The 22,648-nt window shown below is 63.0% G+C and carries 22 protein-coding genes; 6 read left to right on the top strand and 16 right to left on the bottom strand.

Going from position 1 to position 22,648, the window contains the following annotated elements:
• Positions 1 to 156 precede the first annotated feature (156 nt).
• From LMTR13_RS28945 to LMTR13_RS29005, 13 genes are all read right to left on the bottom strand, one after another.
• Positions 157 to 1,521 (bottom strand): MBOAT family O-acyltransferase, encoded by a 1,365-nt coding sequence (locus LMTR13_RS28945; RefSeq protein ID WP_065730748.1) that lies wholly within the window; start codon positions 1,519 to 1,521, stop codon positions 157 to 159.
• 97 nt (positions 1,522 to 1,618) lie between these two features.
• Complete coding sequence (locus tag LMTR13_RS28950; RefSeq protein ID WP_065730749.1) at positions 1,619 to 1,999, bottom strand: hypothetical protein; 381 nt, start codon at positions 1,997 to 1,999, stop codon at positions 1,619 to 1,621.
• A gap of 194 nt (positions 2,000 to 2,193) precedes the next feature.
• Positions 2,194 to 2,484 carry a hypothetical protein gene (locus LMTR13_RS28955; protein WP_156795841.1) on the bottom strand — a complete coding sequence of 97 codons (291 nt, stop codon included), beginning with the start codon at positions 2,482 to 2,484 and terminating at the stop codon, positions 2,194 to 2,196.
• A gap of 233 nt (positions 2,485 to 2,717) precedes the next feature.
• Entirely contained in the window at positions 2,718 to 3,581 is an 864-nt protein-coding gene (locus LMTR13_RS28960) for a sugar phosphate isomerase/epimerase family protein (RefSeq protein WP_065730751.1), read from the bottom strand.
• On the bottom strand, positions 3,581 to 4,774 hold the full coding sequence (locus LMTR13_RS28965; protein ID WP_065730752.1) for a dihydrodipicolinate synthase family protein: 1,194 nt from the start codon (positions 4,772 to 4,774) through the stop codon (positions 3,581 to 3,583). The genes LMTR13_RS28960 and LMTR13_RS28965 overlap by 1 nt, the downstream gene beginning before the upstream one ends.
• A 12-nt stretch (positions 4,775 to 4,786) precedes the next feature.
• A complete protein-coding gene (locus LMTR13_RS28970) occupies positions 4,787 to 5,938 on the bottom strand; it encodes a Gfo/Idh/MocA family protein (protein ID WP_065730753.1) in 1,152 nt (383 codons plus the stop codon).
• Complete coding sequence (locus LMTR13_RS28975) at positions 5,935 to 7,335, bottom strand: beta/alpha barrel domain-containing protein (RefSeq protein WP_065730754.1); 1,401 nt, start codon at positions 7,333 to 7,335, stop codon at positions 5,935 to 5,937. The genes LMTR13_RS28970 and LMTR13_RS28975 overlap by 4 nt, the downstream gene beginning before the upstream one ends.
• A gap of 11 nt (positions 7,336 to 7,346) precedes the next feature.
• Positions 7,347 to 8,195, bottom strand: coding sequence for an ABC transporter ATP-binding protein (locus LMTR13_RS28980; RefSeq protein WP_065730755.1), 849 nt, complete (start codon positions 8,193 to 8,195; stop codon positions 7,347 to 7,349).
• 174 nt (positions 8,196 to 8,369) lie between these two features.
• Complete coding sequence (locus tag LMTR13_RS28985) at positions 8,370 to 9,368, bottom strand: ABC transporter substrate-binding protein (protein ID WP_065733050.1); 999 nt, start codon at positions 9,366 to 9,368, stop codon at positions 8,370 to 8,372.
• 54 nt (positions 9,369 to 9,422) lie between these two features.
• Positions 9,423 to 10,232 carry an ABC transporter permease gene (locus LMTR13_RS28990; RefSeq protein WP_057844504.1) on the bottom strand — a complete coding sequence of 270 codons (810 nt, stop codon included), beginning with the start codon at positions 10,230 to 10,232 and terminating at the stop codon, positions 9,423 to 9,425.
• Between the two features lie 215 nt (positions 10,233 to 10,447).
• Positions 10,448 to 11,155 (bottom strand): TetR/AcrR family transcriptional regulator, encoded by a 708-nt coding sequence (locus LMTR13_RS28995; protein WP_197520931.1) that lies wholly within the window; start codon positions 11,153 to 11,155, stop codon positions 10,448 to 10,450.
• A 253-nt stretch (positions 11,156 to 11,408) separates the two neighbouring features.
• Positions 11,409 to 12,281 carry a VOC family protein gene (locus tag LMTR13_RS29000; RefSeq protein WP_065730756.1) on the bottom strand — a complete coding sequence of 291 codons (873 nt, stop codon included), beginning with the start codon at positions 12,279 to 12,281 and terminating at the stop codon, positions 11,409 to 11,411.
• Positions 12,278 to 13,537 carry a Glu/Leu/Phe/Val family dehydrogenase gene (locus LMTR13_RS29005; RefSeq protein ID WP_065733052.1) on the bottom strand — a complete coding sequence of 420 codons (1,260 nt, stop codon included), beginning with the start codon at positions 13,535 to 13,537 and terminating at the stop codon, positions 12,278 to 12,280. Before LMTR13_RS29005 ends, LMTR13_RS29000 begins: the two co-directional genes overlap by 4 nt.
• 241 nt (positions 13,538 to 13,778) lie before the next feature.
• On the opposite strand from LMTR13_RS29005, the gene LMTR13_RS29010 reads away from it, so the two are divergent.
• Together LMTR13_RS29010 and rbsK are read left to right on the top strand one after the other, a co-directional pair.
• Positions 13,779 to 14,672: a sugar kinase gene (locus tag LMTR13_RS29010; RefSeq protein WP_065730757.1), complete on the top strand. Its 894-nt coding sequence runs from the start codon at positions 13,779 to 13,781 to the stop codon at positions 14,670 to 14,672.
• A 20-nt stretch (positions 14,673 to 14,692) separates the two neighbouring features.
• A complete protein-coding gene (rbsK, locus tag LMTR13_RS29015) occupies positions 14,693 to 15,607 on the top strand; it encodes a ribokinase (protein ID WP_065730758.1) in 915 nt (304 codons plus the stop codon).
• On the opposite strand, the gene LMTR13_RS29020 is transcribed toward rbsK, so the two are convergent.
• Positions 15,604 to 16,824, bottom strand: a complete 1,221-nt coding sequence (locus LMTR13_RS29020; protein WP_065730759.1) for an NAD(P)/FAD-dependent oxidoreductase — start codon at positions 16,822 to 16,824, stop codon at positions 15,604 to 15,606. The genes rbsK and LMTR13_RS29020 overlap by 4 nt on opposite strands.
• Positions 16,825 to 17,095: 271 nt before the next feature.
• On the opposite strand from LMTR13_RS29020, the gene LMTR13_RS29025 reads away from it, so the two are divergent.
• Positions 17,096 to 17,887, top strand: coding sequence for an enoyl-CoA hydratase/isomerase family protein (locus tag LMTR13_RS29025; RefSeq protein ID WP_065730760.1), 792 nt, complete (start codon positions 17,096 to 17,098; stop codon positions 17,885 to 17,887).
• 177 nt (positions 17,888 to 18,064) lie between these two features.
• Here the strand turns inward: LMTR13_RS29025 and LMTR13_RS29030 are convergent, their stop codons facing one another.
• Positions 18,065 to 19,771, bottom strand: coding sequence for an IlvD/Edd family dehydratase (locus tag LMTR13_RS29030; RefSeq protein WP_065730761.1), 1,707 nt, complete (start codon positions 19,769 to 19,771; stop codon positions 18,065 to 18,067).
• Between the two features lie 162 nt (positions 19,772 to 19,933).
• Here LMTR13_RS29030 and LMTR13_RS29035 point away from each other — a divergent pair, with 162 nt between their 5' ends.
• Together LMTR13_RS29035 and LMTR13_RS29040 are read left to right on the top strand one after the other, a co-directional pair.
• Entirely contained in the window at positions 19,934 to 20,071 is a 138-nt protein-coding gene (locus LMTR13_RS29035) for a hypothetical protein (RefSeq protein ID WP_156795843.1), read from the top strand.
• Between the two features lie 23 nt (positions 20,072 to 20,094).
• The gene (locus LMTR13_RS29040; RefSeq protein ID WP_418219815.1) at positions 20,095 to 20,760 is read left to right on the top strand and encodes a GntR family transcriptional regulator; all 666 of its coding nucleotides are present in this window, start codon (positions 20,095 to 20,097) and stop codon (positions 20,758 to 20,760) included.
• On the opposite strand, the gene LMTR13_RS29045 is transcribed toward LMTR13_RS29040, so the two are convergent.
• On the bottom strand, positions 20,757 to 21,581 hold the full coding sequence (locus LMTR13_RS29045; RefSeq protein WP_065730764.1) for an NAD-dependent epimerase/dehydratase family protein: 825 nt from the start codon (positions 21,579 to 21,581) through the stop codon (positions 20,757 to 20,759). The genes LMTR13_RS29040 and LMTR13_RS29045 overlap by 4 nt on opposite strands.
• 95 nt (positions 21,582 to 21,676) lie before the next feature.
• Here LMTR13_RS29045 and LMTR13_RS29050 point away from each other — a divergent pair, with 95 nt between their 5' ends.
• The gene (locus LMTR13_RS29050; RefSeq protein ID WP_065730765.1) at positions 21,677 to 22,645 is read left to right on the top strand and encodes an SMP-30/gluconolactonase/LRE family protein; all 969 of its coding nucleotides are present in this window, start codon (positions 21,677 to 21,679) and stop codon (positions 22,643 to 22,645) included.
• Positions 22,646 to 22,648 lie beyond the last annotated feature (3 nt).

Raw genomic sequence — 22,648 nt, forward strand, 5'->3', positions numbered from 1 at the left:
CGAAACGCACGGTAGCGAAGCCGCAGGCGATCAAGACGATCGCCGCCCCGGCACCGCATTTTATCAACCACCGAACGGCAGACAATTTTTCCTCGCTCTCTTTGTTTTGAGCATGATCTTTTCGGAAAAACGGTTCCCACCTTTCCGGATCATGCTTTAGAACTGAAAGTAGATGAACGACGTTTCGAGACCGGCTTCCAGATACATCAGGGCGGCCATCGAGCCGTAGAGGTATGGCTCCGCCCAGCGCAACCTTCCCTCGGATAGTGGACGAAAACCGAGGTGCTGAATCATGACCGGAAGCGAATAGAGCAGCGCCAGGCTGTAGAACAGTTTTGTCGGATTGGGATTCGTGCTCGGCGTAAACATCCCCGCGAGGTAGCCGACCGCATGATCGAAGTTCGGCAGCTTGAAGAAAATCCAGAGCATGGTGACGCAGACGAAGACGACAGTCATCCGGGCTGCTCGAAATGCCGCAAAGTCGATCGACGCCAGCCGCGCCAACAAGGGGCGTTCGAGCACCAGCAACAGGCCGTGCAATAGTCCCCACATCAGGTAGCTGAGGCTGGCGCCGTGCCAGAGGCCGCCCAGCCCCATCACGATCATCAGGTTCAAATAGGTGCGCCATACGCCGTGACGGTTGCCGCCGAGCGGGACGTAGAGATAGGTCCGCAGCCAGGTCGACAGCGAGATATGCCAGCGCGTCCAGAACTCGGAGAACGAGGTCGAGATGTAGGGAAGATTGAAGTTGATCGGCAGGCGATAGCCGAACAGCAGGGCAAGACCGATCGCGATCGCGGAATAGCCGAAGAAATCCGCATAGATCTGATAGCTGTAGAGGAAAACCAGCAGCCAGCGATCCTGGGTCTGCAGCGTCTCGTAGAGCGGGAAGCTCATGTAAGACGTCATTTCATTGAGGTTGTTCGCAACGTAGAGCTTGAAGAAAAACCCGGTCAGGATCCATTTCGCTGCCTCGACGAACGGAATGTCCGCAAAGTATTTCGTCTTGATCTGCGGCATGAACATTTCCGCGCGCGTGATCGGACCGGAAACGAGCTGCGGAAAGAAGATGATGTAGAGGAATACGCCGGTCAGCGTCGGCGGCGCTCCCTTCTGCCGGGTCAAATCGACCAAGAGACTGATGTTGTGGAAGACGAAGAATGAAATGCCGATCGGCAACGGCAGCTTCAGAAGAAAATCGAGCGGCGCGAAATCGACCAGGCTGGGGGATGCCGGATCGATGAACAGCAATTTGTATTTGAAGAACGCCAGCAGCGCGAGATTGAAGGCGATACCGGCCGGCAGCCAGAGTTGCCGGTTTCGCAATGCCAGGACCAGGAAGAGATATGTTCCGAGAACCGCGACGGCCAACAGCGCCAGCAGTACAGGCTGGCCATAGCCGTAGAAGAACAGGCTGGCGAAGACCAGCAGTTGGACCTGAAAGGCTCGCAGCGCCGGAAGGTAATACGCCGCAAATACGATCGCGACGAAGATGCCGAACTGCCAAGAAGTAAAAGTCATGCCGCCCCAACGGTAGTTGGGGAAGCTCTAGCATTTCGACCCGGGAGGGCCTAGCCGAAACCCGGATTGCGGGGTGCGGAGCGGATGTCGGGAAGTTCTAGTTCCCCGCAGTGTTGAAGCGGGAAAGGTCGCAATCCCGTTCGGCATATCGCACGCGCCGCAGGCCCTCGCGGTCCTCGACCACGGTCGGCCGGCAGCGTTCCCTCCAGGCGGCCTGCGCCGCTTCATCGGCCTTCAGTTCTTCGGCGGTCCGCGGAACGATCTTCACGGTGCCGCGGCTGCCGACATAGAAATTGGTTTGCTGGCTGGGAAGCAGCGGCGCGCCGGAGGCAATGGCCGCGGCCTTGGCATCCGCTGCGGCGCGCGCCGCGCGGGCGGCCTGGGCGGCATCCGCGGCATGGCCGTGGTCCATCGCAAATTGCGCGGATGCGGAGGATACCGAAGCGACGACGATCGAGATTGCAATGAAGACGCGCATGGACACTGCCCCTTGATGAATGCGTCTGTCAGGAATGACCGACAAGCATTGAGGCGGCGTAAAGCTGTGTAACTAACCGGATCGCAATTTGGTCGATAAAGGTTTAGCGGTCTTTCGGGCGCACTGCGCGTCGTCAGCCGTTCATCGAGCTGCAGGGCTCGGAGTTCTCCTCGCCCGCGGCGAGGAGAAGCGCGCTACTCGCTGCGGCCGAACTCGCAGCCCTTGCGGGCGTAAACCAGGCGGACGACACCTTCGTTGTCGTAGGTGCGCTTCGGCTTGCAGAACGCTTCCCACTTCTCGATGCTGGCGCGCCTTGCCTTTGCGTCTTCCTGATCCTGCGCCTCGTTGCGTACCGGATCGTCCAGATACGACGTCGTGCACACCCGGCCGTAGAACTTGCTGGAGGTACAGCGTTCCACGACCTGCCAGGCCTGCGCCGATGTCGACAGCAGAGTGAGGGCCGCAATTGCGTAAAGGATTTTCATGTTGTCGCTCATCGCTCGTGGAGACTTTCTCCGTGCGATTAGCTAGCGCCGGAGTTTATCGAGGCGCAACGGTAACCCTTTGTTAAGCTAAATACCCGCGCAAAAGGTTAAATCTGGAACCGCGCGCTGTCTCTTCACGCGACGCTATCACAACCAGAACGCGCGTCAGTTCACATACGAGACAACATCGTCCGCCATTGAGACAGCGAATGAGCGACTTCGATTGACGGCTGCTACACCACGGTCCGATGCCGCGCGATACAGGTTCTCAAAACCTCGTCCATCGGCCTCGCCCACCAGTCATTGGAGAAGATTTCGATCTCGGAATAGCCGGCAAAGCCCTGCGCCTCGACCGCCGATCGCACAGATGTGATGTCGATGACGCCGTCACCCATCATGCCGCGGTCGTTGAGGATGTCTTTGGTCGGCACCAGCCAGTCGCAGACGTGAAACGCCAGCAATCGATCTTTGCCCGCGCGCGCAATCTGCGGCATCAATTCCGGGTCCCACCAGATGTGATAGACGTCGAGCGCCACACCAAGCGCGCCGGTGCGCTCTGGATCGAGTTGGTCGCAAATATCGAGCGCCTGCTTCGTCGAGTTCACGCAGGCGCGGTCCGCGGCGTAGGCCGGATGCAAGGGCTCGATCGCGAGCGGCATGTCGGCCTCTCTCGCATACTCCAGCATTTCCGCGATCGCGTCATGGACCTGCGTTCGCGCGGCCACGATGTCTTTCGAGGCAACGCTTCCCGGCCGCGAATATTGCGGCAGGCCGCCGACGACCAGCACGATACAGGGAGCACCCAGCGCCTTGGCTTCGTCCACCGCGCGGCGGTTGTCGTCGCGCGCCTCTATGCGGTGCGCCGCATCCGCCGTGAACATGCCGCCGCGGCAGTAGCCAGATAGTTCAAGCCCGGCGTCGTGCACCGCCCGCACCGCGCGGTCGAGGCCGACGGCCGCGACCTGGTCGCGCCAGGGGTCGATGGCGCGAATGCCATGCCGTGCGCAGGCGTCGATGATGGCGATGAGATCGCCCTGCTTGCGGACGGTCGCCGTGTTCAGCGACAGCCAGCGATGATCGCTCGAGAAATCGCGCATCAGGGTTCGATGCCGCGCGTTGCCAGCACCGTCTTCATCCGCCGTGTCGCCAGTTCGGGGTTGGAGAGCAGCCCGCACCTGTCGGCGAGGCGGAATAGTTCGGCCAGATGCAGCGTCGAGCGCGTGCTCTCCTGCCCGCCGACCATGGTGAAATGATCCTGATGGCCGTTGAGATAGGCCATGAACACGATGCCGGTCTTGTAGAACCGCGTCGGCGCCCGGAAGATATGGCGCGACAGCGGCACCGTCGGCCCCAGCACGTCGTGGAAACCGGCCGCGTCGCCGGCCGCCAGCCGTGACAGCGCGTAGGATGCCGCCGGAGCGATCGCGTCAAAGATGCCAAGCAACGCATGCGAAAAGCCTTGCTCGTCGCCGGCAATCAGTTCGGCATAGTTGAAATCGTCGCCTGTATACATCTTGACGTTCTTGTCCAGGCGACGGCGCATGTCGATCTCGCGCTGCTTTTCGAGCAGCGAGACCTTGACGCCGTCGACCTTGGCCGCGTTGGCATTGATGATCGCGACCGCTGCGTCCATCGCCCTTTCGAGATCGGCGGTGCCCCAGTAGCCAGCCAGCGCCGGATCGAACATGTCGCCGAGCCAGTGGATGATCACGGGCTCGCGGACCTGGCCCAGCACGCGGTTATAAACCTTGGCGTAGTCGTCGGCGCTGCGGCCGAGTTTTGCCAGCGCGCGCGAGGCCATCAGGATGATGCGCCCGCCAGTTTTTTCCACCGCGGCGATCTGCTCCTCATAGGCACGGATCACGTCGTCGAGGCTCTTTGCGTCTTCCACGGCAAGGTGGTCCGTGCCGGCGCCAGAGAATACCAGCGCGCCGCCCCTCGCCTTTGCGGCCCGCACCGAGCGCTGGACCAGCTCCAGCGACGTCGGCCAATCCAGCCCCATGCCGCGCTGCGCGGTGTCCATCGCCTCGGCGACGCCGAGGCCGAGATCCCAGACATGCTCTCGGAACGCGATGGTACGGTCCCAGTCGATCGCAGCGCTGAGCCAGGGATCGTTGTCGGCCAATGGATCGGCCACCACATGCGCGGCCGAGAAAGCCACGCGGTTGAGCGTGCCTTCAAGCTTCGCCGGAAACGTCCGCGATGCCGCCAGGCGATAGGTCTCGACCGAACGATCCGCCGTCGGCAGCTTCAACGATAGCGATGACATCGGCAGGACTGGCCTGTTCATGCTTAAGCCTCCTCACACCTCGATCGGGGCGACGTCGATCCAGCGCCGCTCGCGCCAGCTCTGCAGCGCGCATTCGGCAAGCTGCACGCCCTTGGCGCCTTCCAGCAGCGTGTACTTGTACGGCGCGTCCTCGCAGACGTGGCGGATGAACATTTCCCACTGCTCCTTGAAGCCGTTGTCGTAGACGACGTTTTCCGGAACCTTCTGCCAATCGGCGTAGAAATCATGGGTGCGCTTCTCGTCCGGATTCCACACCGGCCGCGGCGTCGCCTGCCGGGCCTGGATCACGCAATCGGTCAGGCCCGCCACCGCCGAGCCGTGGGTACCGTCGACCTGGAAGGTCACGAGGTCGTCGCGATAGACCCGCGTCACCCAGCTCATGTTGATATGCGCGATCACGCCGCCCTTGAGGCGGAAGGTGGCATAGGCGGAATCATCTGCGGTCGCCGTGTACTTCTTGCCCTTCTCGTCGAAACGCTCGGGGATATCGGTGGTGCCGAGGCAGGAGATGCTCTCGACCTCGCCGAAGAGATTGTCGAGCACGTAGCGCCAGTGGCAGACCATGTCGAGAATGATGCCGCCGCCGTCCTCGCTGCGGTAATTCCACGACGGCCGCTGCGCCTCCTGCCAGCCGCCCTCGAACACCCAGTAGCCGAACTCGCCGCGCACCGAGAGCATGCGGCCGAAGAAGCCGGAATCGCGCAGGAAGGCGAGTTTCTTCAGACCCGGCAGGAACAGCTTGTCCTGCACCGTGCCGTGCTTGATGCCCTTGGCCTTGGCGAGCTTCAGCACCGCGACCGCTTCTTCGAGATTGGTCGCGATCGGCTTTTCGCAATAGACATGCTTGCCGGCTTCGATCGCCTTGGTCAGCAGCGAGGGGCGCGCCTGCGTGGTCGCGGCGTCGAAGAAGATCGTGTCGTCCTTCGCGGCGAGCGCCTTGTCGAGATCAGTCGACCAGCGCTCCACATTGAAGCGCTTCGCAAGACGTTCCACCTTCTCCGCGTCGCGCCCGATCAGGATCGGGTCGGGCAGCATGCGGTCGCCGTTCGACAGCAGCACACCGCCCTGGTCGCGGATCGCGACGATGGAGCGGACCAAATGCTGGTTGAGCCCCATCCGGCCAGTCACGCCGTTCATGATCAGGCCGAGGCGTTTGGTCGTCATACTGCTTTCTCCAGGGGAATTGCTGTGGGCTGCGCGAGCGGCGACATCGCGGACCAGTCCGGATGCACTGCCGTGGCGAAGCCGGGTGCGATCAGCGATCCCGTCAGGAGATCGCCGTCATGGATCGCGAGCCGGACCTTGCCGCCGTCGCGGGCATAGAGATCGGGATGGCCTGCGAGAAACGCCTCGGCCTCAGTAGCCGGCGTATCGCCAAAGCCATCGACATAATGGTGGCCGTTGCGTTCGGCATGGGTGACGCCGATCAGCGCACCCAGCGCGAGATCCTGCTGCACCCCGAGTCCTGCCTGGCAGGTCAGGTCCTCGCCGGCGATGAAGCATGTCTCGCCGGAGGCGCTCCATTTCGCCGCGCGCGTGGCGTTGATCACCGACTTGTAGATGCCTTTGCAGGATTTCGAGGAGATGCCGCGATAGCCGAGCGCCCGCGCCACGGGGAAGGCGTCGTAGGAATCGTCGGCCTCGTCGACGATAAAATCGCGCCGCGCCAACGCGCCGAGCGGCGATTGGCGCGTAATGTCGCGCGGCATCGGCTGCTCGATGTAGAGGAGCTTTTGCGCGATCGGCCGCAGCGCGGCGTCGCCGTCAAGCCGCTCGACCAGCGCATTCAATGCCTTGAGGTCGGCGTACTGTTCATTGGCGTCGAGCGTGACACGATAATCGTACGACAGCGTCGCCAGTTCACTGCCGATCCGGATCAGCCGATCGGCATCGTGCGCGGGGTCGCCGTTTAGCTTGAGCTTGAAGTAGCGCGCGCCGGCGTTTTCTCTGACGTCGGCGACGCCGCCCTCGCCTTCGACCTTGTCGTCCATGCCCACGGTATGCCGGATCGCGACGCGCTCCAGCCGCTTGCGGCCAGCAAGAAGGCGCGACAGATCATCATCGTCGAGATCGCGCGACAGCCGCGCATCGACGCCGGCAATGTTGGCCGCCATGCCATCGAAGAAGTTGGCACCGATGCAGCGGAGCAGCGCATCCAGGATCGCCTTGTCGATTTCGGCCGGCCCGTACGCTGCAGCGAGTGGCGGAATATCTACCCGCGCGCAGGCCTCGATCTGCGCGCCGATGCAGGCCGCATGCAGGCCGAACGCCGTCTCAAAGCCGGAATGCGCCAGATAGATATCCCGCGCGATCATCAGTGAGCGCCGCAGTTCAACGACGGTCTCCTGCGGCGACAAATGCGGCCGCTTGTCGAACCACTTTGGCACCAAAAACTCTGCGCTGGCTCCAATCGCCGTGCCCCTGCCTTCGACCTCGATCTCGACGCGTACAAAGGCCTGCGGCGTCGCATTGATGACCACCGCGCCGAACCGGAAGGGCCGGGCGAACTGCACCGGTCGTTCAAAGAAGGCAACGTCCTTTACGGCCAAACGATACGGCATCGAGCCAGCTTTCAGTCCAGCGCGCTTTGCGTGAAAAAGTGCTTGCGGATCCGCTGCACCAATTCGGTGAAGGCGGGATCGGCCATCGCGTCCAGCGAACGCGGGCGCGGCAGGGGCACGTCGTAGATCGCTGCGATCGCGCCGGGCCGTTCGGTCATGACAAGCACGCGATCGGCCAGGAACACCGCTTCCGGTATCGAATGCGTGATCAGCAGCACGGTCTTGCCGGTCTCGCGCTGGATGCGCATCAACTCGACGTTCATCTTCTCGCGGGTCATGGCATCGAGCGCGCCGAACGGCTCGTCCATCAGCATGATCTTGGGATCATGCACCAGCGCCCGGCAGATCGAGGCGCGCTGCTGCATGCCGCCGGACAATTGCCAGGGCAATTTCTTCTCGAACCCTTCGAGACCGACCAGCTTCAGCAGCGCTTTCGCACGCGGCAGATATTCGCCGCGCGGCAGCTTCTTCATGTCGATCGGCAACATCACGTTGGACAGGATGTTGCGCCACGGCAGCAGCAGCGCGTTCTGGAACACGATGCCGACATTGCCGTGCGGTTTTGTGACTTGCTCGCCTTCGACCAGGATCTCGCCAGTGGACGGCGCCAGCAGGCCCGAAATCATTTTGAGCAGCGTGGACTTGCCGCAGCCGGACGGACCGACCACGACAAAGAACTCGCCCTCGTTGATGTGGAAATCCAGCGGCCGCAGCGACGGCACGTCGCCGTCGCGCGAACGATAGGTTTTTGAGACGCCCGACAGGGTGATCCCTGCCGCCGCGCCCCCGGCGCGATCGGACACCAGGCGCAGATGCGCGGCTGGTTGCTCGGTTTCCGATGGTTTGGTTGCCGGGTTCATTTAGTCGAGTCCATTCGGGAAAGCCTCTCTCCATCGTCGTCCCTGCGAACGCAGGGACCCATACGCCGTGTCCTTGCATTCGGGCACGGGGGTAGAGACCTTTTACAACAACTAGGGCCGGCGGTTATGGGTCCCCGCGTGTGCGGGGACGACGATGGTTGCGTCATCAATGGCTCACGAACCGCCCTGCGGCAGGTAGTCGTTGGTATAAAACGCCTTCGGATTATCCTTGGCCTTGGCATCCAGCCCGCCATATTCGACCATCAGATTGACCGTGTCGGTCATGTTCTGGTCGGTCACCTGGAACGGCCGCTTGCTCTTGGTTTCAGCCGTGCGGTACAGCGGGATCGTCAGCTCAAAGCCCTTCGTCAGCGTCTCGAGCTTGCCGCCCTTGGGGTTGGCGTCGAGGATCGCCTGCGCCGCGCCCTTGGGGTCCTTCTCGGCGGCTTCGACCGCTTTGGTCGTCGCCGACATGAAGCGCTTGACCAGATCGGCATTGGCCTTGACGAAGTCGGTGTTGGCGACGACGCCCGAGCAGACCATGTTGATGCCGTAGTCGGCGAACTTGATGGCGTTGACGTCCTTGCCCGTTGCGTCCTTGATCTTCATCGACTGGTCCATAACGTAGCCGAGCAGGAGATCAGCCTGGCCGTTGATGACGGCGTTCAGCTTGGTCTGACCGTCGCCGGCGACCGTCTGGAAATCGCTTTCCTTCAGGCCGGTCTTCTTCAGGAACAAGGGCCAGATTTGCGTCATGGAATCGGCCGGCGTGATCGCCACCGTCTTGCCCTTGATGTCCTCGGGCTTCTTGATGTTCTTTTCGACAAAGCCCATCGCCGACATCGGGCTGGTCTGCAGCAGCACGCCGGTAGAGATGATCGGCGCGCCCTTCACGGCAGCGCGCATCATGGTGGGCACGTCGACATAGCCGAAATTGGCAGTCTTGGCCGCAACCGCCTGCGTGGTCGCCGCCGAGCCGCGGCCTTCCTGGATTTCGAGGTCGATGCCCTCGGCGGCGTAGATGCCCTTGGCCTTACCGTAATAGAACGGCGCGTGCTCGCCATAGACGTACCAGTTCAGCATCAGCACGACCTTGTCGGCGGCCGATGCCGGAAGCACCGAAAGCGCGGTCCAGATCAGGGCGGCGGAGATCGCCGTTATCACTCGTATCATGGTCATCCTCCCGTTTGGTGATGCAGCCCTTGGATAGGCCGCCTGTTGGTTGGCTCAGGAAGCAAAAACAATGTCCTCGCGCTGGCTAACGTGCCAGGGAATCACGAGGCGTTCGATCCGATCGACGACCCAGAACAGCACCACGCCGAGCAGCGCCAGGATCACCAGCGCCGCAAACATCGTCGGCAGGTCGAAGGTGCCGATCGAGCGCTGCATCACATAGCCGATGCCGGAATTGGAGCCGACGAACTCGCCGACCACGGCACCGACGACGGCGAGCGTCACCGACACTTTCAGGCCGGAAAAGATCGCCGGCATCGCATGCGGCAGGTTGACGGCGCGAAACACCTGGAAGCGGCTGCCTTGCATCGCGCGGGCGAGATCGACCATGTCGGGGTCGACCGACTTGAAGCCCTGTACGGCCGAAACCACCACCGGGAAAAACCCGAGCAGGAACGCCGAAATCACCTTCGGAATGATGCCGAAGCCGAACCACACCACGAACAGCGGCGCGATCGCGATCTTCGGCACGGATTGGGAGAATACCAGCAGCGGATAGACATAGCTCTCCACCGTCTTCGATCCCGCAATCAGCATCGCGACGGGAATACCGAACACCGCCGACAGCAGGAAGCCGCAGATGGTGGCGTAGGTAGTAGGCCAGGCCTGCCGCAGCAGTTCCGGCCAGTCCGTCCGCAGCACAGCCACGACATCGCCCGGCGCCGGGATCTGGTAGGCCGGAATCTGGAACAGGCGGATGGTGAGGTCCCACATCACCACGATGAACAGCAGGAACAAAAACGGCCGCACCCACGCCGCGTTCAGCGCTTTCGACACGCCACTCTCGCGCTTCAGCTCGGCCACGTCCCGCTCCCTGTCATCGTCTTATGGGCCGGAAATTAACCCGTTGGATAAATACTGGCAAGCCAGTTTTTGTGCGGCGAAATGGCTTGTTCCGTCGACCCGCGAAGGCGAGGCCTATAAGCACAGCCGCACACTTTGCGAAGGTTGGGGCCGCTCCCCGGTGGAGCTAATTGGGTCGGGCGCTACGGGTTCCTGCGGTTCGCGGGAACGGCGGCTCACACCGGTTGATGCGCCGGCGGCCGCACGCCCGGCTTCTCGGCCTTGCCGAAATCCGCGGTCGATTTCCCCGTCAGCGCCGCCAGCACCAGGGCCACCATGTGGGCAAGCCGCTCGTCCCTCGCCTCCTTCTTCAGGAGGTCGCGGCCGAAGATAACGGAAAGCGTCGCGCTGTTGGAGAGATAGAAGAAGCACAGCGCGGCGATCGAGATATAGAGCTGGACGGGGTCGACGGCGACGCGGAAATCGCCGCTTTCGACGCCGCGCCTCACCACGGTGCGGATCATCTCGACGAACGGCGAGTGCATCGATTTTACCTTGGTCGAGCGCTTCAGATGGCGCGCTTTTGCAAGGTTCTCGGTGTTGAGCAGCGCCAAAAATTCCGGGTTGCGAAGGAAATAGTTCCAGGTGAAATCGATCAGCCGTTCGATCGCTTCCGGCGGATCGAGATGTTCGAGGTCGAGCCCGCGCTCCTCGGAACGGATCTTCTCATAAGCGCCTTCCAGCACCGCGAGGTAGAGGTCTTCCTTGTTGCCGACATGGTAGTACAGCATGCGCTTGTTGGCGCCGGCATTGGCCGCGATACGGTCGACGCGCGCGCCGGCCAGGCCATGGGCGGCGAATTCCTGCTTGGCGGCCTCGAGAATGCGGAGCCGCATCCCCGCGGGGTCGCGCTGCCATTTCTGAACGCGTTTTGCCTTTGCCAAATCAATCGCCCGTTGGTCGCATCGGGCAAGCTGTAGCATGCAGGGAAGCGTTTGAGAATGAATCGCGCCGCGCTTTCCTTCACCCCCCGCTAGAGGGGGAGGGTCGGCTCACGTTGAGCGCAGCGAAACGTGAGACGGGGTGGGGTGATCTCTCCACTCGGGCACGGATCGAGGGGATGGACCGTCACCCCACCCCGCCGCTTCGCGTCGACCCTCCCCCTCCAAGGCCCTCCAGGGGAGGGTGAATGTCGCCTCACGCGTCCTGCCCCGTCGACGGCTGCACCAGCAGCGTCGGCACGCCGCAGGTGCCGTTGCGCACGGTCATGACCCGCGTTCCCGGCTTGCGGCCGGTGCGGACTTCCGAGACGTCGACGCCCGCCTGGACGAGCCGCGCATGAGTGGCGTCGATGTCGGCGACGCGCCAGCACAGGCCGCGCAATTTGTCTTGAAGTTCGTCCTGAAATTTGTCCTGCGACGTATCCGCCTCCTTGCCCGGCCGGTGCGTGACCTCGACGATCAGGTCGCCGCAACGGAAGAACATCAGCCGGCCCCAATCCGGGTGCGATCGGTCGAGCGCCATGTCGAGGCCGAGCCGCGCGCCGTAGAGCGCAGCGGCGCGTTCGGGGTCCGACGTCGAGACCACGACATGGTCCAGCGCCGTGATCGATCCGGGCGTGGTTCGCACCGACAGTGGGCGCTCCTTGTCGCGCTCGAGGAAAAACAGGCGGACGCCGCGCGTGGCCTCCGTTGCCGCCCGCGTGCGCTTCCACGACAGCACGGCGCCCGAGATCGCGTCGCGGCTTTCAACGTCGGCGATCACGTCCGGCTTCAGCGTCAGCCGGTCGAGCCTGCGATGCATCTTGGCGATGTCGCTGGTTCGGAAGCAGATGCTTGCGAGTCCCTCGCCCTGCGCGGCCAGAACGCTGCGAATCCGGTCGGCGTTGGCGTCCTCGCCGCTCGGCGCCATCAATTCCAGCGTGGTGTTGTCGAGCGTGAACAGGACGCGATCGGCGCCGTCGCCGCTGTTCTGCCAGGCCGGAGCGCGGGCAAACAAGGTCTGGTAAGCGGCGGAGGCCGCGTCGATGTCGCCGGTGAGAACGACGACGTGATCGAGGCCGGTGATCACGGAAACAGCCCCCGCACGTTCTTGGCGGCGCGCACCTTCTCGACCCCGATCGCCATCGCCGCCGTGCGGTGCGGAATCTTGTCCGCCTTCGCTCGCTGCAGCATATGATCGAAAGCGCGATCGAGGATCGCATATTCGCGCCGCGTCACTTCCTCCTCCTCCCAGAATAATTGCTGCAGGTCCTGCACCCATTCGAAGTAGCTGACCACGACGCCGCCGGAATTGCAGAGAATGTCGGGGATCAGGAACACTTCATCCTGGCGCTTCTCGAGCACCAGATCGGCTTCCGGCGTGGTCGGGCCGTTGGCGCCCTCGGCCAGCACGCGGCATTTGAGATTTTCGGCGACCGTCGCATCGATCACGCGCTCCATCGCCGCCGGCACCAGCACGTCGCAGGGCAGCGTGAGGATTTGCTCGGGATCGAAAGTCAGCTCGTTGGAGAACCCCGCGATGCTGCCATGCGCGCCCGCATGTCGCATCAATGCCGGAATATCCAGCCCGTTCGGATCATGCAGCGCGCCGGTGTGATCGCTGACCGCGATGATCTTCAGGCCATATTGCTGCAGCTCCAGCGCGGCGTAGGAGCCGACATTGCCAAAGCCCTGAATCACGGCGGTCGCGCTGCCCGGATTGATCGACAGCTCCTTCAGCACCCGCTTGGCGAGATAGGCGACGCCGCGCCCGGTTGCTTCGCGACGGCCGAGCGTACCGCCGGATGAGACCGGCTTGCCGGTCACGATCTCTGTCACGGTCTGGCCCTGGTACATCGAATAGGTGTCCATGAACCAGGCCATCACCTGCTCGTTGGTGCCCATGTCGGGCGCCATCACGTCGGTATGCGGACCGACGAACGGGATCATCTCCTGCATGTAGCGGCGCGACAGCCCTTCCAGTTCGCGCTTGGAAATGGTGGAGAGATCGACGTTGACGCCGCCCTTGGCGCCGCCATAGGGCAAACCGACAAGGGCACATTTCCAGCTCATCCAGATCGCGAGCGCCGCGACCTCGCCGATGTCGACAGAGGGTGCAAACCGCGTACCGCCTTTGGTCGGACCGAGGGTGAGATGATGCTGCACCCGATAGCCTTCGAATACCGCGACCGTACCGTCGTCGCGGTGGATCGGGCAAGAGACAGTAACCGCCCGCTTCGGCATCAGGATGCGGCCGCGCTCGTCCATCGGGATTTCCAGATGGTTGGCGATGACGCCAAACTGGTTAACCGCCATGTCGAACACGGGACCGGAATAAACCGTCATCATTTCCTCCACTTTTGTCGCGCCGGTGGGGAAACCCGGGCAGCCGTCAGCCGTTATACGACGGTATGCCCAAGCCCCCCTTAAGGACGGTCGCAGTCTCCTCTATACTCCCATCTCAAGCTGCAAAGACGGCACGGTTGCGAATAATTTCAGCGAATGCATCCGATAACCGGTGCTAATGTGTGTACGCCGCGCCGGGACCATCTTTGCCCAACATTCTGCAGGACATGACGGAAAACGCATGCAGGCCCTCTTCATCGGACAGACCTATATCGACGTTACCTTCATCACCGACCACATGCCGACCGGCGACGAAAAACATGTGGCCTCCGCCTACGCGGTGTCGTTTGGCGGCAACGCCGTGACGGCGGCGTTCTGCTGCGCCAAACTCGGCATCGTGCCGGACCTGATCGCGACCATGGCCAACGACTGGCTCGGCCGCATGTTTCAGGACATGGCCGCGAAATATGGAATCTCGATCCATCCGCGCAAGGTCAATTCCTCGTCACTTTCCTTCATCATGCCGAAGGACGGCAAGCGCGCCATCGTGCGCTGCCGCGACGACGAGCACATTCATCCCTTCCCGATGCTGAACTTGAAGGGCTGCCGCGCACTGCATGTCGATGGCCATCAGCCGGACGCCGCGATCCACTACGCAAAACTCTGCCGCGAGGCCGGCATCCTGACTTCGCTCGACGGCGGCGGCCTGCGCACCAACACGCATGAGCTGCTGGAATTCATCGACGTCGCGATCGTGGCCGAACGGCTGTGCGAACAGATGGACAAGACGCCGGAGGCCATGCTGGATTACCTGAAGGGCCGCGGGTGCCGGATCGGTGGCGTCACGATGGGGGAGAAGGGCCTGTTCTGGTATGACGAAACCGGCGCCGTCCGCCGCCTTCCCGCGCTTCCAATTCCACCCGAACGCGTCATCGACACCAACGGCGCAGGCGATGTCTTTCACGGCGCCTATGTCTACTCCTATCTCGCCAATCCCGCTAAAAGCTGGCAGGAGCATTTCGAATTTGCGCGAGCGGCCTCGACCTTCAAGATCCAGCGCCTCGGTAACGAGGCCGGCCTGCCGACGCTGATCGATATCGACGCAATCACGCGGGAATTTCGGGTACACGCCTGAGCAGCGGGGGGCTATTACGCATGGGGCGTGTGTTCGTCGCCGGCAGCATCAACATGGATGTAGTGGCGATGGCCGACCGGCATCCGAAGGTCGGCGAGACCGTCGCCGGCAGGCAGGTGCATTATTTTCCGGGCGGCAAGGGCGCCAACCAGGCCGTGGCCGCCGCGAAACTCGGCGCACCGTCGACGCTGATCGGCCGGCTGGGCATGGACGTGTTCGGTCAACAATTGCGGCAGTTTCTCACCGCGCAAGGCGTCGAGCTCGCTCTGGTCAAGGACACCCCGGACGTCCATACCGGGACGGCCGTGATCACGATCGCCGACGCCGACAACACCATCGTCGTCGTGCCCGGCGCCAATGCGCGTGTCAGCGCCGACGATGTCGCCGTCCCCTTGCTGGCCAAAGGCGACGTTGCCGTGAGCCAGTTCGAAATTCCGCAGCCCACGATCATCGCCTTCTTCAAACGGGCACGCGCAGCTGGGGCGACCACCATCCTCAATCCAGCGCCGGCGACCCTCTGTGGCCCCGAGCTGCTCGACCTCGTCGACATCCTGATTCTCAACGAAACCGAGCTGGGACTTCTCGCACAGACCGAGCTTCACGATACCGACGAACCAGCCCGGTTCGTCGAAGCAGCGCGGCGCCTGCCAGCCGGCCCTGACAGGATTATCTGCGTTACACTTGGCAAGCGCGGCGTGCTCGCACTTGTCGGCGACGAGCCCTCGCTGATTGCGGGACGCGCCGTGAAGGCCGTGGACACCACTGGTGCCGGCGATTGCTTCGTCGGCGCCCTCGCCGCGCAGCTTGCCAACGGAAAGGCGATCCGCGACGCGCTCGAATACGCCAATGCCGCCGCATCGATCTGCGTGCAGCGAATGGGCGCCGCGCCGTCGATGCCGACCGCAGCCGAAGTGGCGAGTGTCCTGCAAGCTTAAGTCAGCGCGCTCTTCAGGTCGAAGCTCGCATCGGCCGCCTGCTCGGGCGTGATCGAGCCATGGGCGGCAAGCAGGCGCCTTCCGAACATGTGATCGCCCGCGCGATTGACAGACTCGATCCCGACGAGTTGCCCGCCCCTGTAGCAAAAAGCCGAGAATGCCGCCTTGGCCTGATCGCCGCGCACCACCACACGGTCGTAGCCGGTGGTTAGCCCCGCGATCTGCAGCTTGTCGGGCCCCTGATCGCTCCAGAACCAGGGCAGGCCGTCATACGGCTTGGCATCGCCGGTCAGCCGGGCCGCGACGCAGCGCGCGTGGTCGGTGGCGTTCTGCACCGACTCCAGCCGCAGCGAGCCGCCGAAACGCGGGCTCGCAAACAGCGCGCAGTCGCCAATCGCCGAGATATTGGGATCGGCGGTCAGCAAGTGCTCATCGACCATGATGCCCGACGCGACCGGCAGGCCGGCCTCCGCCGCCAGTTCCACATTCGGCAACACGCCGACGCCGACCACAATCAGGTCGGCTTTCATGTGCCGGCCGTCGCTGAGGCTGACGCCGGTGACCTTGTGCCCGTCGCTTTCGATGCTGGTGACCTGGACGCCGAGGTGAATCCGGATGCCAGCCGCGGTATGCCGCGACTGGAAGAACTCCGAGATCTCCGACGTCACCGCGCGCGCCATCACGCGCGTGGCAAGTTCGACGACGTCGACTTCGAGGCCCTTGGCCCGCGCCGTCGCCGCAAACTCCAGGCCGATAAATCCGGCGCCGATGACGACCACGCGTTGGCCTTCGGTGATGTAGTCGCGCAGCGACTGGCTTTCGTCGAGCGTACGCAAGTAACGCACGCTGTCGAGATTGGCGTTCGGAATATCCAGCAGGCGGTTGCGTGCGCCCGTCGCCAGCACCAGATGGCCGTAATCGAGCGAAGCGCCGGAGGCGAGCGCCACCTTGCGGGCGGCGCGGTCGATCGACACCGCACGATCGGAGATCAGATCGATTTTCTGGTCGAGATAGAATTTTTCCGGCCGGAACATCAGGCTGTCGGGCCCGCCGGTTCCTTTCAGATAGGCCTTGGACAGCGGCGGCCGCTGGTAGGGCAGATGGCCTTCATCGTTCAACAACACGATGCGTTCCGCAAAGCCGTGCTGACGCAGCGAAGCTGCAAGCTGATAGCCGGCGTGGCCCGCGCCGATGATGACAACCGTTCCTGTCGTCATCGGGACATCCTACGTTCGAGCACACGGGAATGACCCATGTCGTTTCCTCTCCAGTGATTTTGGCTTGCCTGCCTCGTCCCTTGGGAGCGGCGCTCGTGTCCGTCCCGAACGATGACGGCGCTATCTGACCTCATGAAACGACGAGACGCAAGGGCGTCGGCGGCCTTGAGGGTGGCCTTTGCCGCATTTGCCGGTCCTGGCCGGGGATTGTCACGTGTTGCCTTCTCTATTTAAATGCCCGGCCCATTCGCCGCCCCCCGGAGGCCTTGCCATGTCGACTTCCGATGATACCGCCGCCCCTGCCCTGCTCAGGATCGAAGGTGCGATTGCCACGATCACGCTCAATCGCCCCGCGGCCTTCAACTCCATCAATCTGTCGATCGCGCAAAAGCTCGAGCAGCTCGGCGCCGAGGTCGAGGGCAATGACGACATAAGGGTGCTGGTGATCGAGGGCGAAGGCCGCGCCTTCTCGGCCGGCGGCGATCTGCAGACGATCGGCGCCGCCGCCGCAAACGACACCATTGCGCCCGTGGTCGGGGAATTGCTGAAGCACTACCACGCCTTCATCGAAGCGGTGCGGCGGATGCCGAAAATCGTGCTGTCCAGCGTTCATGGCTCCGCCGCCGGCGCCGGCATGGGGCTCGCCTTCGTTACCGATCTGTGCATTGCCGCCGACGATGCTCGTTTCACGCCGGCCTATGCCAAGATCGGCGTCTCGCCGGACGGAGGCAGCACGGTCGGCATGGTCGGGACCGTCGGCACCCGCCGCGCACTGCAGATATTTCTGGCCGAAGACAGCTTTACCGCGCAGCAAGCCTATGAGTGGGGCCTGGTCGCGCGCGTCGTTCCAGCGGCAGAGCTGAAGGCCGAAACGCGCAAATTCGCCGAGCGGCTGGCACAGAGCCCGCCGGCGGCGATCGCCGGCACGAAGTCGCTGGTCTATCAGGCCGCGGTGACGCCGACCAAGCAGCAGCTCGATGCCGAGGAAGCGAAGATTATCGATGCCATGCAAACCGATGAATTTCGTGTTGCGGTGAAGAAGTTCACCAGCAAGTCGAAATGAGAGCGCCGAGCGAGAACTAGATTGCTGTCGTCCCTGCGAACGCAGGAACCCATAACCACAGGCGTTCGTTGTTTTTCGAAGCCGTCATGCATCTCGCTCTATCTAGAGCACAACGCGGTATAGGTCGCTGCGTTCGCAGGGACGACGGCGAGGTCGGGCAAACGTACGGCGGACAAGCTAGTCCTTCCCCTGCCCGCGCATGAAGTCGAAATCGCAGCCTTCGTCGGCCTGAAGAATCGTCTCGTTGAACAGATGCGCATAGCCACGCCTCGCCCAATCGGGTGTTGCGGCTGGCGCAAGCGCCGCGCGCCGCTTTTCCAGCTCCGCCTCGTCGACGAGCAAGTCGATGCTACGCTTCGCCACGTCGAGCCGGATCATGTCGCCGTTCTTCACCAGCGCCAGCGGACCGCCGACGGCGGATTCCGGCGTGATGTGCAGCACGATCGTGCCGAACGCCGTTCCGCTCATCCGCGCGTCCGATATCCGTACCATGTCCTTGGCACCGCCACGCGCTAGCTTCTTCGGGATCGGCAGATAGCCCGCTTCGGGCATGCCGGGCGCACCTTTGGGGCCGGCGTTGCGCAGCACCAGCACGTCGTCGGCGTTGACGTCGAGATCGGGATCGTCGACCCGCAGCGTCATGTCCTCGACCGATTCGAACACCACTGCACGCCCGGTATGCTGCAGCAGTTTCGGGCTGGCCGCCGATTGCTTGATGACGGCCCCGCGCGGCGCGAGGTTGCCATGCAGCACCGCCATCGCGCCTTCGGCCTTGATCGGATTGTCGCGCGGACGAATCGCGTCCTGTCCCGGCACGTCCTCCGCACCGGCAACGATCTCGCGCAGAGTCTGCCCGGTGATGGTCTTTGCATCGAAATCGATGAGGTCACCGAGCTGCGCCATCAGCTTCGGCACACCGCCGGCATGATGAAAATGCTCCATGTAGTGCTCGCCCGACGGTTTCAGATCGACTAGCACCGGCACCTCGCGGCCGAGCCTGTCGAACGTCTCGAGGTCGATCTTGTGCGGGGAGCGATGAGCGATCGCGGTGAGATGGATCAGGCCGTTGGTCGAGCCGCCAATGGCCTGCATCACGACCTGCGCGTTGCGGAATGATGCCGGCGTCAGAATCTCGCTCGGCCTCGGTCCCTTGGCTTTGGCCATTTCGGCGGCCACCCTGCCGCTGGTCTCCGCCGAACGGAACCGCTCGGCATGCGGCGCCGGGATCGTTGCACTCATCGGCAGCGACAGCCCGAGTGCCTCGGTGATGCATGCCATGGTGCTGGCGGTGCCCATCACCATGCAGGTGCCGACCGAAGGCGCCAGCCGGCCGTTAACGGCTTCGATCTCGTTGTCGTCGATTTCGCCGGCGCGATATTTCGCCCAGAGCCGGCGGCAATCGGTACAGGCGCCGAGCACTTCGCCCCTGTGATGCCCGACCACCATTGGCCCTACGGGAATGACGACGGTCGGCAGGTCGGCTGAGACTGCGGCCATGATTTGCGCCGGCAACGTCTTGTCGCATCCCCCGATCACGACCACAGCGTCCATCGGCTGAGCGCGGATCATCTCCTCGGTGTCCATCGCCATCAGATTGCGCAGATACATCGAGGTCGGATGAGCAAAGCTTTCCGCGATCGAAATCGTCGGGAACACCATCGGCATCGCGCCCGACAGCATCACGCCGCGCTTCACCGCTTCGATGATCTGCGGAACGTTGCCGTGGCAGGGATTGTAGTCGCTGTAAGTATTGGTGATGCCGACGATCGGCCTGTTCAGCGCATCATCCGAGTAGCCCATGGCCTTGATGAAGGCCTTGCGCAGGAATAGCGAGAAGCCAGCATCGCCATAACTCGTCAGTCCCTTGCGAAGTCCGTCGGCCATTTTTTCTTCCTATCGTCGTAGATGGCACTTAAGGAGCCCGACCGATTATTGTCAATGCTTGATCATTTGGCGCGGGGAGCGGGGTGCGTCGCCCAACATACCGCAGTATTATTGACAATAATGCGCTTGCGTGTTGACTTTCCATCCAAACTGGAAACGCTCATGAACCAACCGTTGCGCATTGGCATCGTCGGCGCCGGCATGGTGAGCCGCGATCATCTCATCGCCTGGGCGAGCATATCAGATCAAACCCGCGTCGTAGATTGCTATCGGCTGTCGGGCTGGGAGGCTTTGCGATGAAGCCGCAGCAAGCGTCCGCCGAAATGCCTGCCCTCTCACGCGAGGAGGAACAGGCGGAAGTCATCCGCCGGCTGGAAGAGGACATCATCTTCGGCCGCTTCGCGCCGGGCTCGCGGCTGGTCGAGGACACGCTAATGCAGCGCTACGGCGCCAGCCGGCATTTCGTCCGCCAGGCGCTATTTCAAATGGAACGCCAGGGCATCGTGCTGCGCGAGAAAAACATTGGCGCCACGGTGCGGTTCTATTCGGCCGAGGAGGTGCGCCAGATCTACGAGGTGCGGGAAATGCTGACGCGGCAGGCGGCGCTGATGATTGCGCTGCCCGCCCCCGCCAGCCTGATCGAGCAATTGAACGAGCTCCAGCGGCAATATTGCGCCAGGGCCGACGCAGAGGATTTGCGCGGCATTCACGAGACCAACGACGCGTTCCACGTCGCGCTGTTCTCGGCTTGCGACAACCCCTATCTGGTTCGCTTGCTGCAGGACTACATGAACCTGACGCTGCCGATGCGCGCCAAGAATCTGGCCGACCGGGACGGGCTGGCGCTATCGCGCCGCCAGCATGAACTCATGATTGAACTCTTGAAGGGCCGCGATAGCTGGGCGCTGGCGCAGCTCTGCGTCGATCATATGCAGTTCAGCAAGTCGGATTATCTCGGGCGCATCGCCGAGGATGAAGGCAAGCGCTAGCGCTTGCTCCAATCCACGATCCGGCTCTCGTCGCCATCGAACTCCATGCTGCAGAACGTGCCGCCCTGGTAGTAATCGCCGACCGGATCAGGCTTCAGTTTGGCCTGCTCGGCCATCGCATGTTCGCGGAAATCCTCGGCCCGGCCGGTCGGCCGATAGCCGAGTTCGTAGGCGCGGTGATTGTCCCACCAGGCTCGCTCGTTATAGGAGGCGCCGTAGAAGATCTCGAAATGGATGTCGGGATGGTCGAGCCCGATGCAACAGAGCTGCACCAGGTCTTCCGGCTTCAGCCAGATCGAAAGCCTGCGATGGTCGAGCGGCTTCTCGCCGAAATTGCCGATCCGGATACAGGTGACGCCGAGCCCGTGCTTGTCGGCATAGAGCGCACCGACCGCTTCGCCGAACACCTTGCTGACGCCGTAACGGCTGTCCGGCCGCGCGGTGACGTCGGTGCCGATCCGGTGATGGCGCGGGTAGAAGCCGACCGCGTGGTTCGACGACGCGAACACCACGCGCTTCACGCCCTTTTTCCGCGCGGCTTCGAACAGATTGTAGCCGCCGATGATGTTGGACTGCAGGATCGAATCCCAGGGACCTTCCACCGAGTAGCCGCCAAAATGCAGGATGCCGTCTACGCCTTCGCAAATCGCCTCAACCTGTGCCATGTCGGCGAGATCGGCCGCCTTGAACTTCTCGTCCTTGCCGAGATCGGCCGGCGCCTTCAAATCGCTCAGCAGCAGGTCCGGATAGATCGGCGGCAGCAGCTTGCGCAAGGAGGTGCCGATCCCGCCGGCGGCGCCGGTCATCAATACGCGTGGCATTTCGTTCCTCGTAAGTCTCGCAACCGATTTGCGGTCATTAGCAGGTAATGATAGCTAACCCAAACGCTCCGGGAACGCACCAACGAGAACAGCAAATGTCCGATGCAGCATCGCATTCCGCCGGCTGGCGCCCGGCGACCTGTTACCCCGATCCGGCCATCCGCGCGCTCGATCCGCGCTTCGAAAAATACTGGCTCAAGCTGTCGGCGGTGGAGCGGCTGACCACGGGCTTGCGCTGGGCCGAAGGGCCGGTTTGGTTCGGCGACGGGCGGTATCTGCTGTGCAGCGACATTCCGAACCAGCGCATCATCAAGTGGGAGGAAGAGACCGGCGCGGTCAGCATCTTCCGCAAGCCGTCGAACTTCGCCAACGGCAACACCCGCGATCGGCAGGGACGCCTGATCACCTGCGAGCATGGCGGCCGGCGGGTAACGCGCACCGAATATGACGGTTCAATCACGGTACTGATCGATTCCTTCGAGGGCAGGCGGCTCAACTCGCCGAACGACGTCGTCGTGAAGTCCGACGGCTCGATCTGGTTCACCGATCCGGTGTTCGGCCTGCTCGGCAATTACGAGGGCTACAAGGCCGATCCCGAGATCGACGCCAATGTCTATCGGCTGGATGTCGCGACCGGCAAGGCCACCATCGTAGCCGAGGGCGTGCTGGGACCCAACGGGCTCGCTTTCTCGCCGGATGAAAAAATCCTCTACATCATCGAGTCCCGCGGTGTGCCGAACCGCAAGATCCTCGCTTATGACGTCTCGCCTTCCGGCGACAAGCTTTCCGACAAGCGCGTGTTCGTCGATGCGGGACCCGGCACGCCGGACGGCTTTCGAGTGGATATCGACGGCAATCTGTGGTGCGGCTGGGGCATGGGCGACCCCGAACTCGACGGCGTGGTCGTTTTCGCCCCCGACGGCGTCCTGATCGGCCGCATCGCGCTACCCGAACGCTGCGCCAATCTCTGCTTCGGCGGCGTGAAGCGCAACCGCCTGTTCATGGCCGCGAGCCAGTCGATCTACGCGCTCTATGTGAACACGCAGGGCGCGCCGGGCGGATAGGTT

Source organism: Bradyrhizobium icense, assembly GCF_001693385.1.
Classification (GTDB): domain Bacteria; phylum Pseudomonadota; class Alphaproteobacteria; order Rhizobiales; family Xanthobacteraceae; genus Bradyrhizobium; species Bradyrhizobium icense.

Coding starts and splice junctions, on each gene's coding strand:
- LMTR13_RS28945 (WP_065730748.1), bottom strand. CDS start 1,521: ATGACTTTTACTTCTTGGCAGTTCGGCATCTTCGTCGCGATCGTATTT.
- LMTR13_RS28950 (WP_065730749.1), bottom strand. CDS start 1,999: ATGCGCGTCTTCATTGCAATCTCGATCGTCGTCGCTTCGGTATCCTCC.
- LMTR13_RS28955 (WP_156795841.1), bottom strand. CDS start 2,484: ATGAAAATCCTTTACGCAATTGCGGCCCTCACTCTGCTGTCGACATCG.
- LMTR13_RS28960 (WP_065730751.1), bottom strand. CDS start 3,581: ATGCGCGATTTCTCGAGCGATCATCGCTGGCTGTCGCTGAACACGGCG.
- LMTR13_RS28965 (WP_065730752.1), bottom strand. CDS start 4,774: ATGAACAGGCCAGTCCTGCCGATGTCATCGCTATCGTTGAAGCTGCCG.
- LMTR13_RS28970 (WP_065730753.1), bottom strand. CDS start 5,938: ATGACGACCAAACGCCTCGGCCTGATCATGAACGGCGTGACTGGCCGG.
- LMTR13_RS28975 (WP_065730754.1), bottom strand. CDS start 7,335: ATGCCGTATCGTTTGGCCGTAAAGGACGTTGCCTTCTTTGAACGACCG.
- LMTR13_RS28980 (WP_065730755.1), bottom strand. CDS start 8,195: ATGAACCCGGCAACCAAACCATCGGAAACCGAGCAACCAGCCGCGCAT.
- LMTR13_RS28985 (WP_065733050.1), bottom strand. CDS start 9,368: ATGATACGAGTGATAACGGCGATCTCCGCCGCCCTGATCTGGACCGCG.
- LMTR13_RS29005 (WP_065733052.1), bottom strand. CDS start 13,537: ATGACGGTTTATTCCGGTCCCGTGTTCGACATGGCGGTTAACCAGTTT.
- LMTR13_RS29010 (WP_065730757.1), top strand. CDS start 13,779: ATGCAGGCCCTCTTCATCGGACAGACCTATATCGACGTTACCTTCATC.
- rbsK (WP_065730758.1), top strand. CDS start 14,693: ATGGGGCGTGTGTTCGTCGCCGGCAGCATCAACATGGATGTAGTGGCG.
- LMTR13_RS29020 (WP_065730759.1), bottom strand. CDS start 16,824: ATGACGACAGGAACGGTTGTCATCATCGGCGCGGGCCACGCCGGCTAT.
- LMTR13_RS29025 (WP_065730760.1), top strand. CDS start 17,096: ATGTCGACTTCCGATGATACCGCCGCCCCTGCCCTGCTCAGGATCGAA.
- LMTR13_RS29030 (WP_065730761.1), bottom strand. CDS start 19,771: ATGGCCGACGGACTTCGCAAGGGACTGACGAGTTATGGCGATGCTGGC.
- LMTR13_RS29035 (WP_156795843.1), top strand. CDS start 19,934: ATGAACCAACCGTTGCGCATTGGCATCGTCGGCGCCGGCATGGTGAGC.
- LMTR13_RS29040 (WP_418219815.1), top strand. CDS start 20,095: ATGCCTGCCCTCTCACGCGAGGAGGAACAGGCGGAAGTCATCCGCCGG.
- LMTR13_RS29045 (WP_065730764.1), bottom strand. CDS start 21,581: ATGCCACGCGTATTGATGACCGGCGCCGCCGGCGGGATCGGCACCTCC.
- LMTR13_RS29050 (WP_065730765.1), top strand. CDS start 21,677: ATGTCCGATGCAGCATCGCATTCCGCCGGCTGGCGCCCGGCGACCTGT.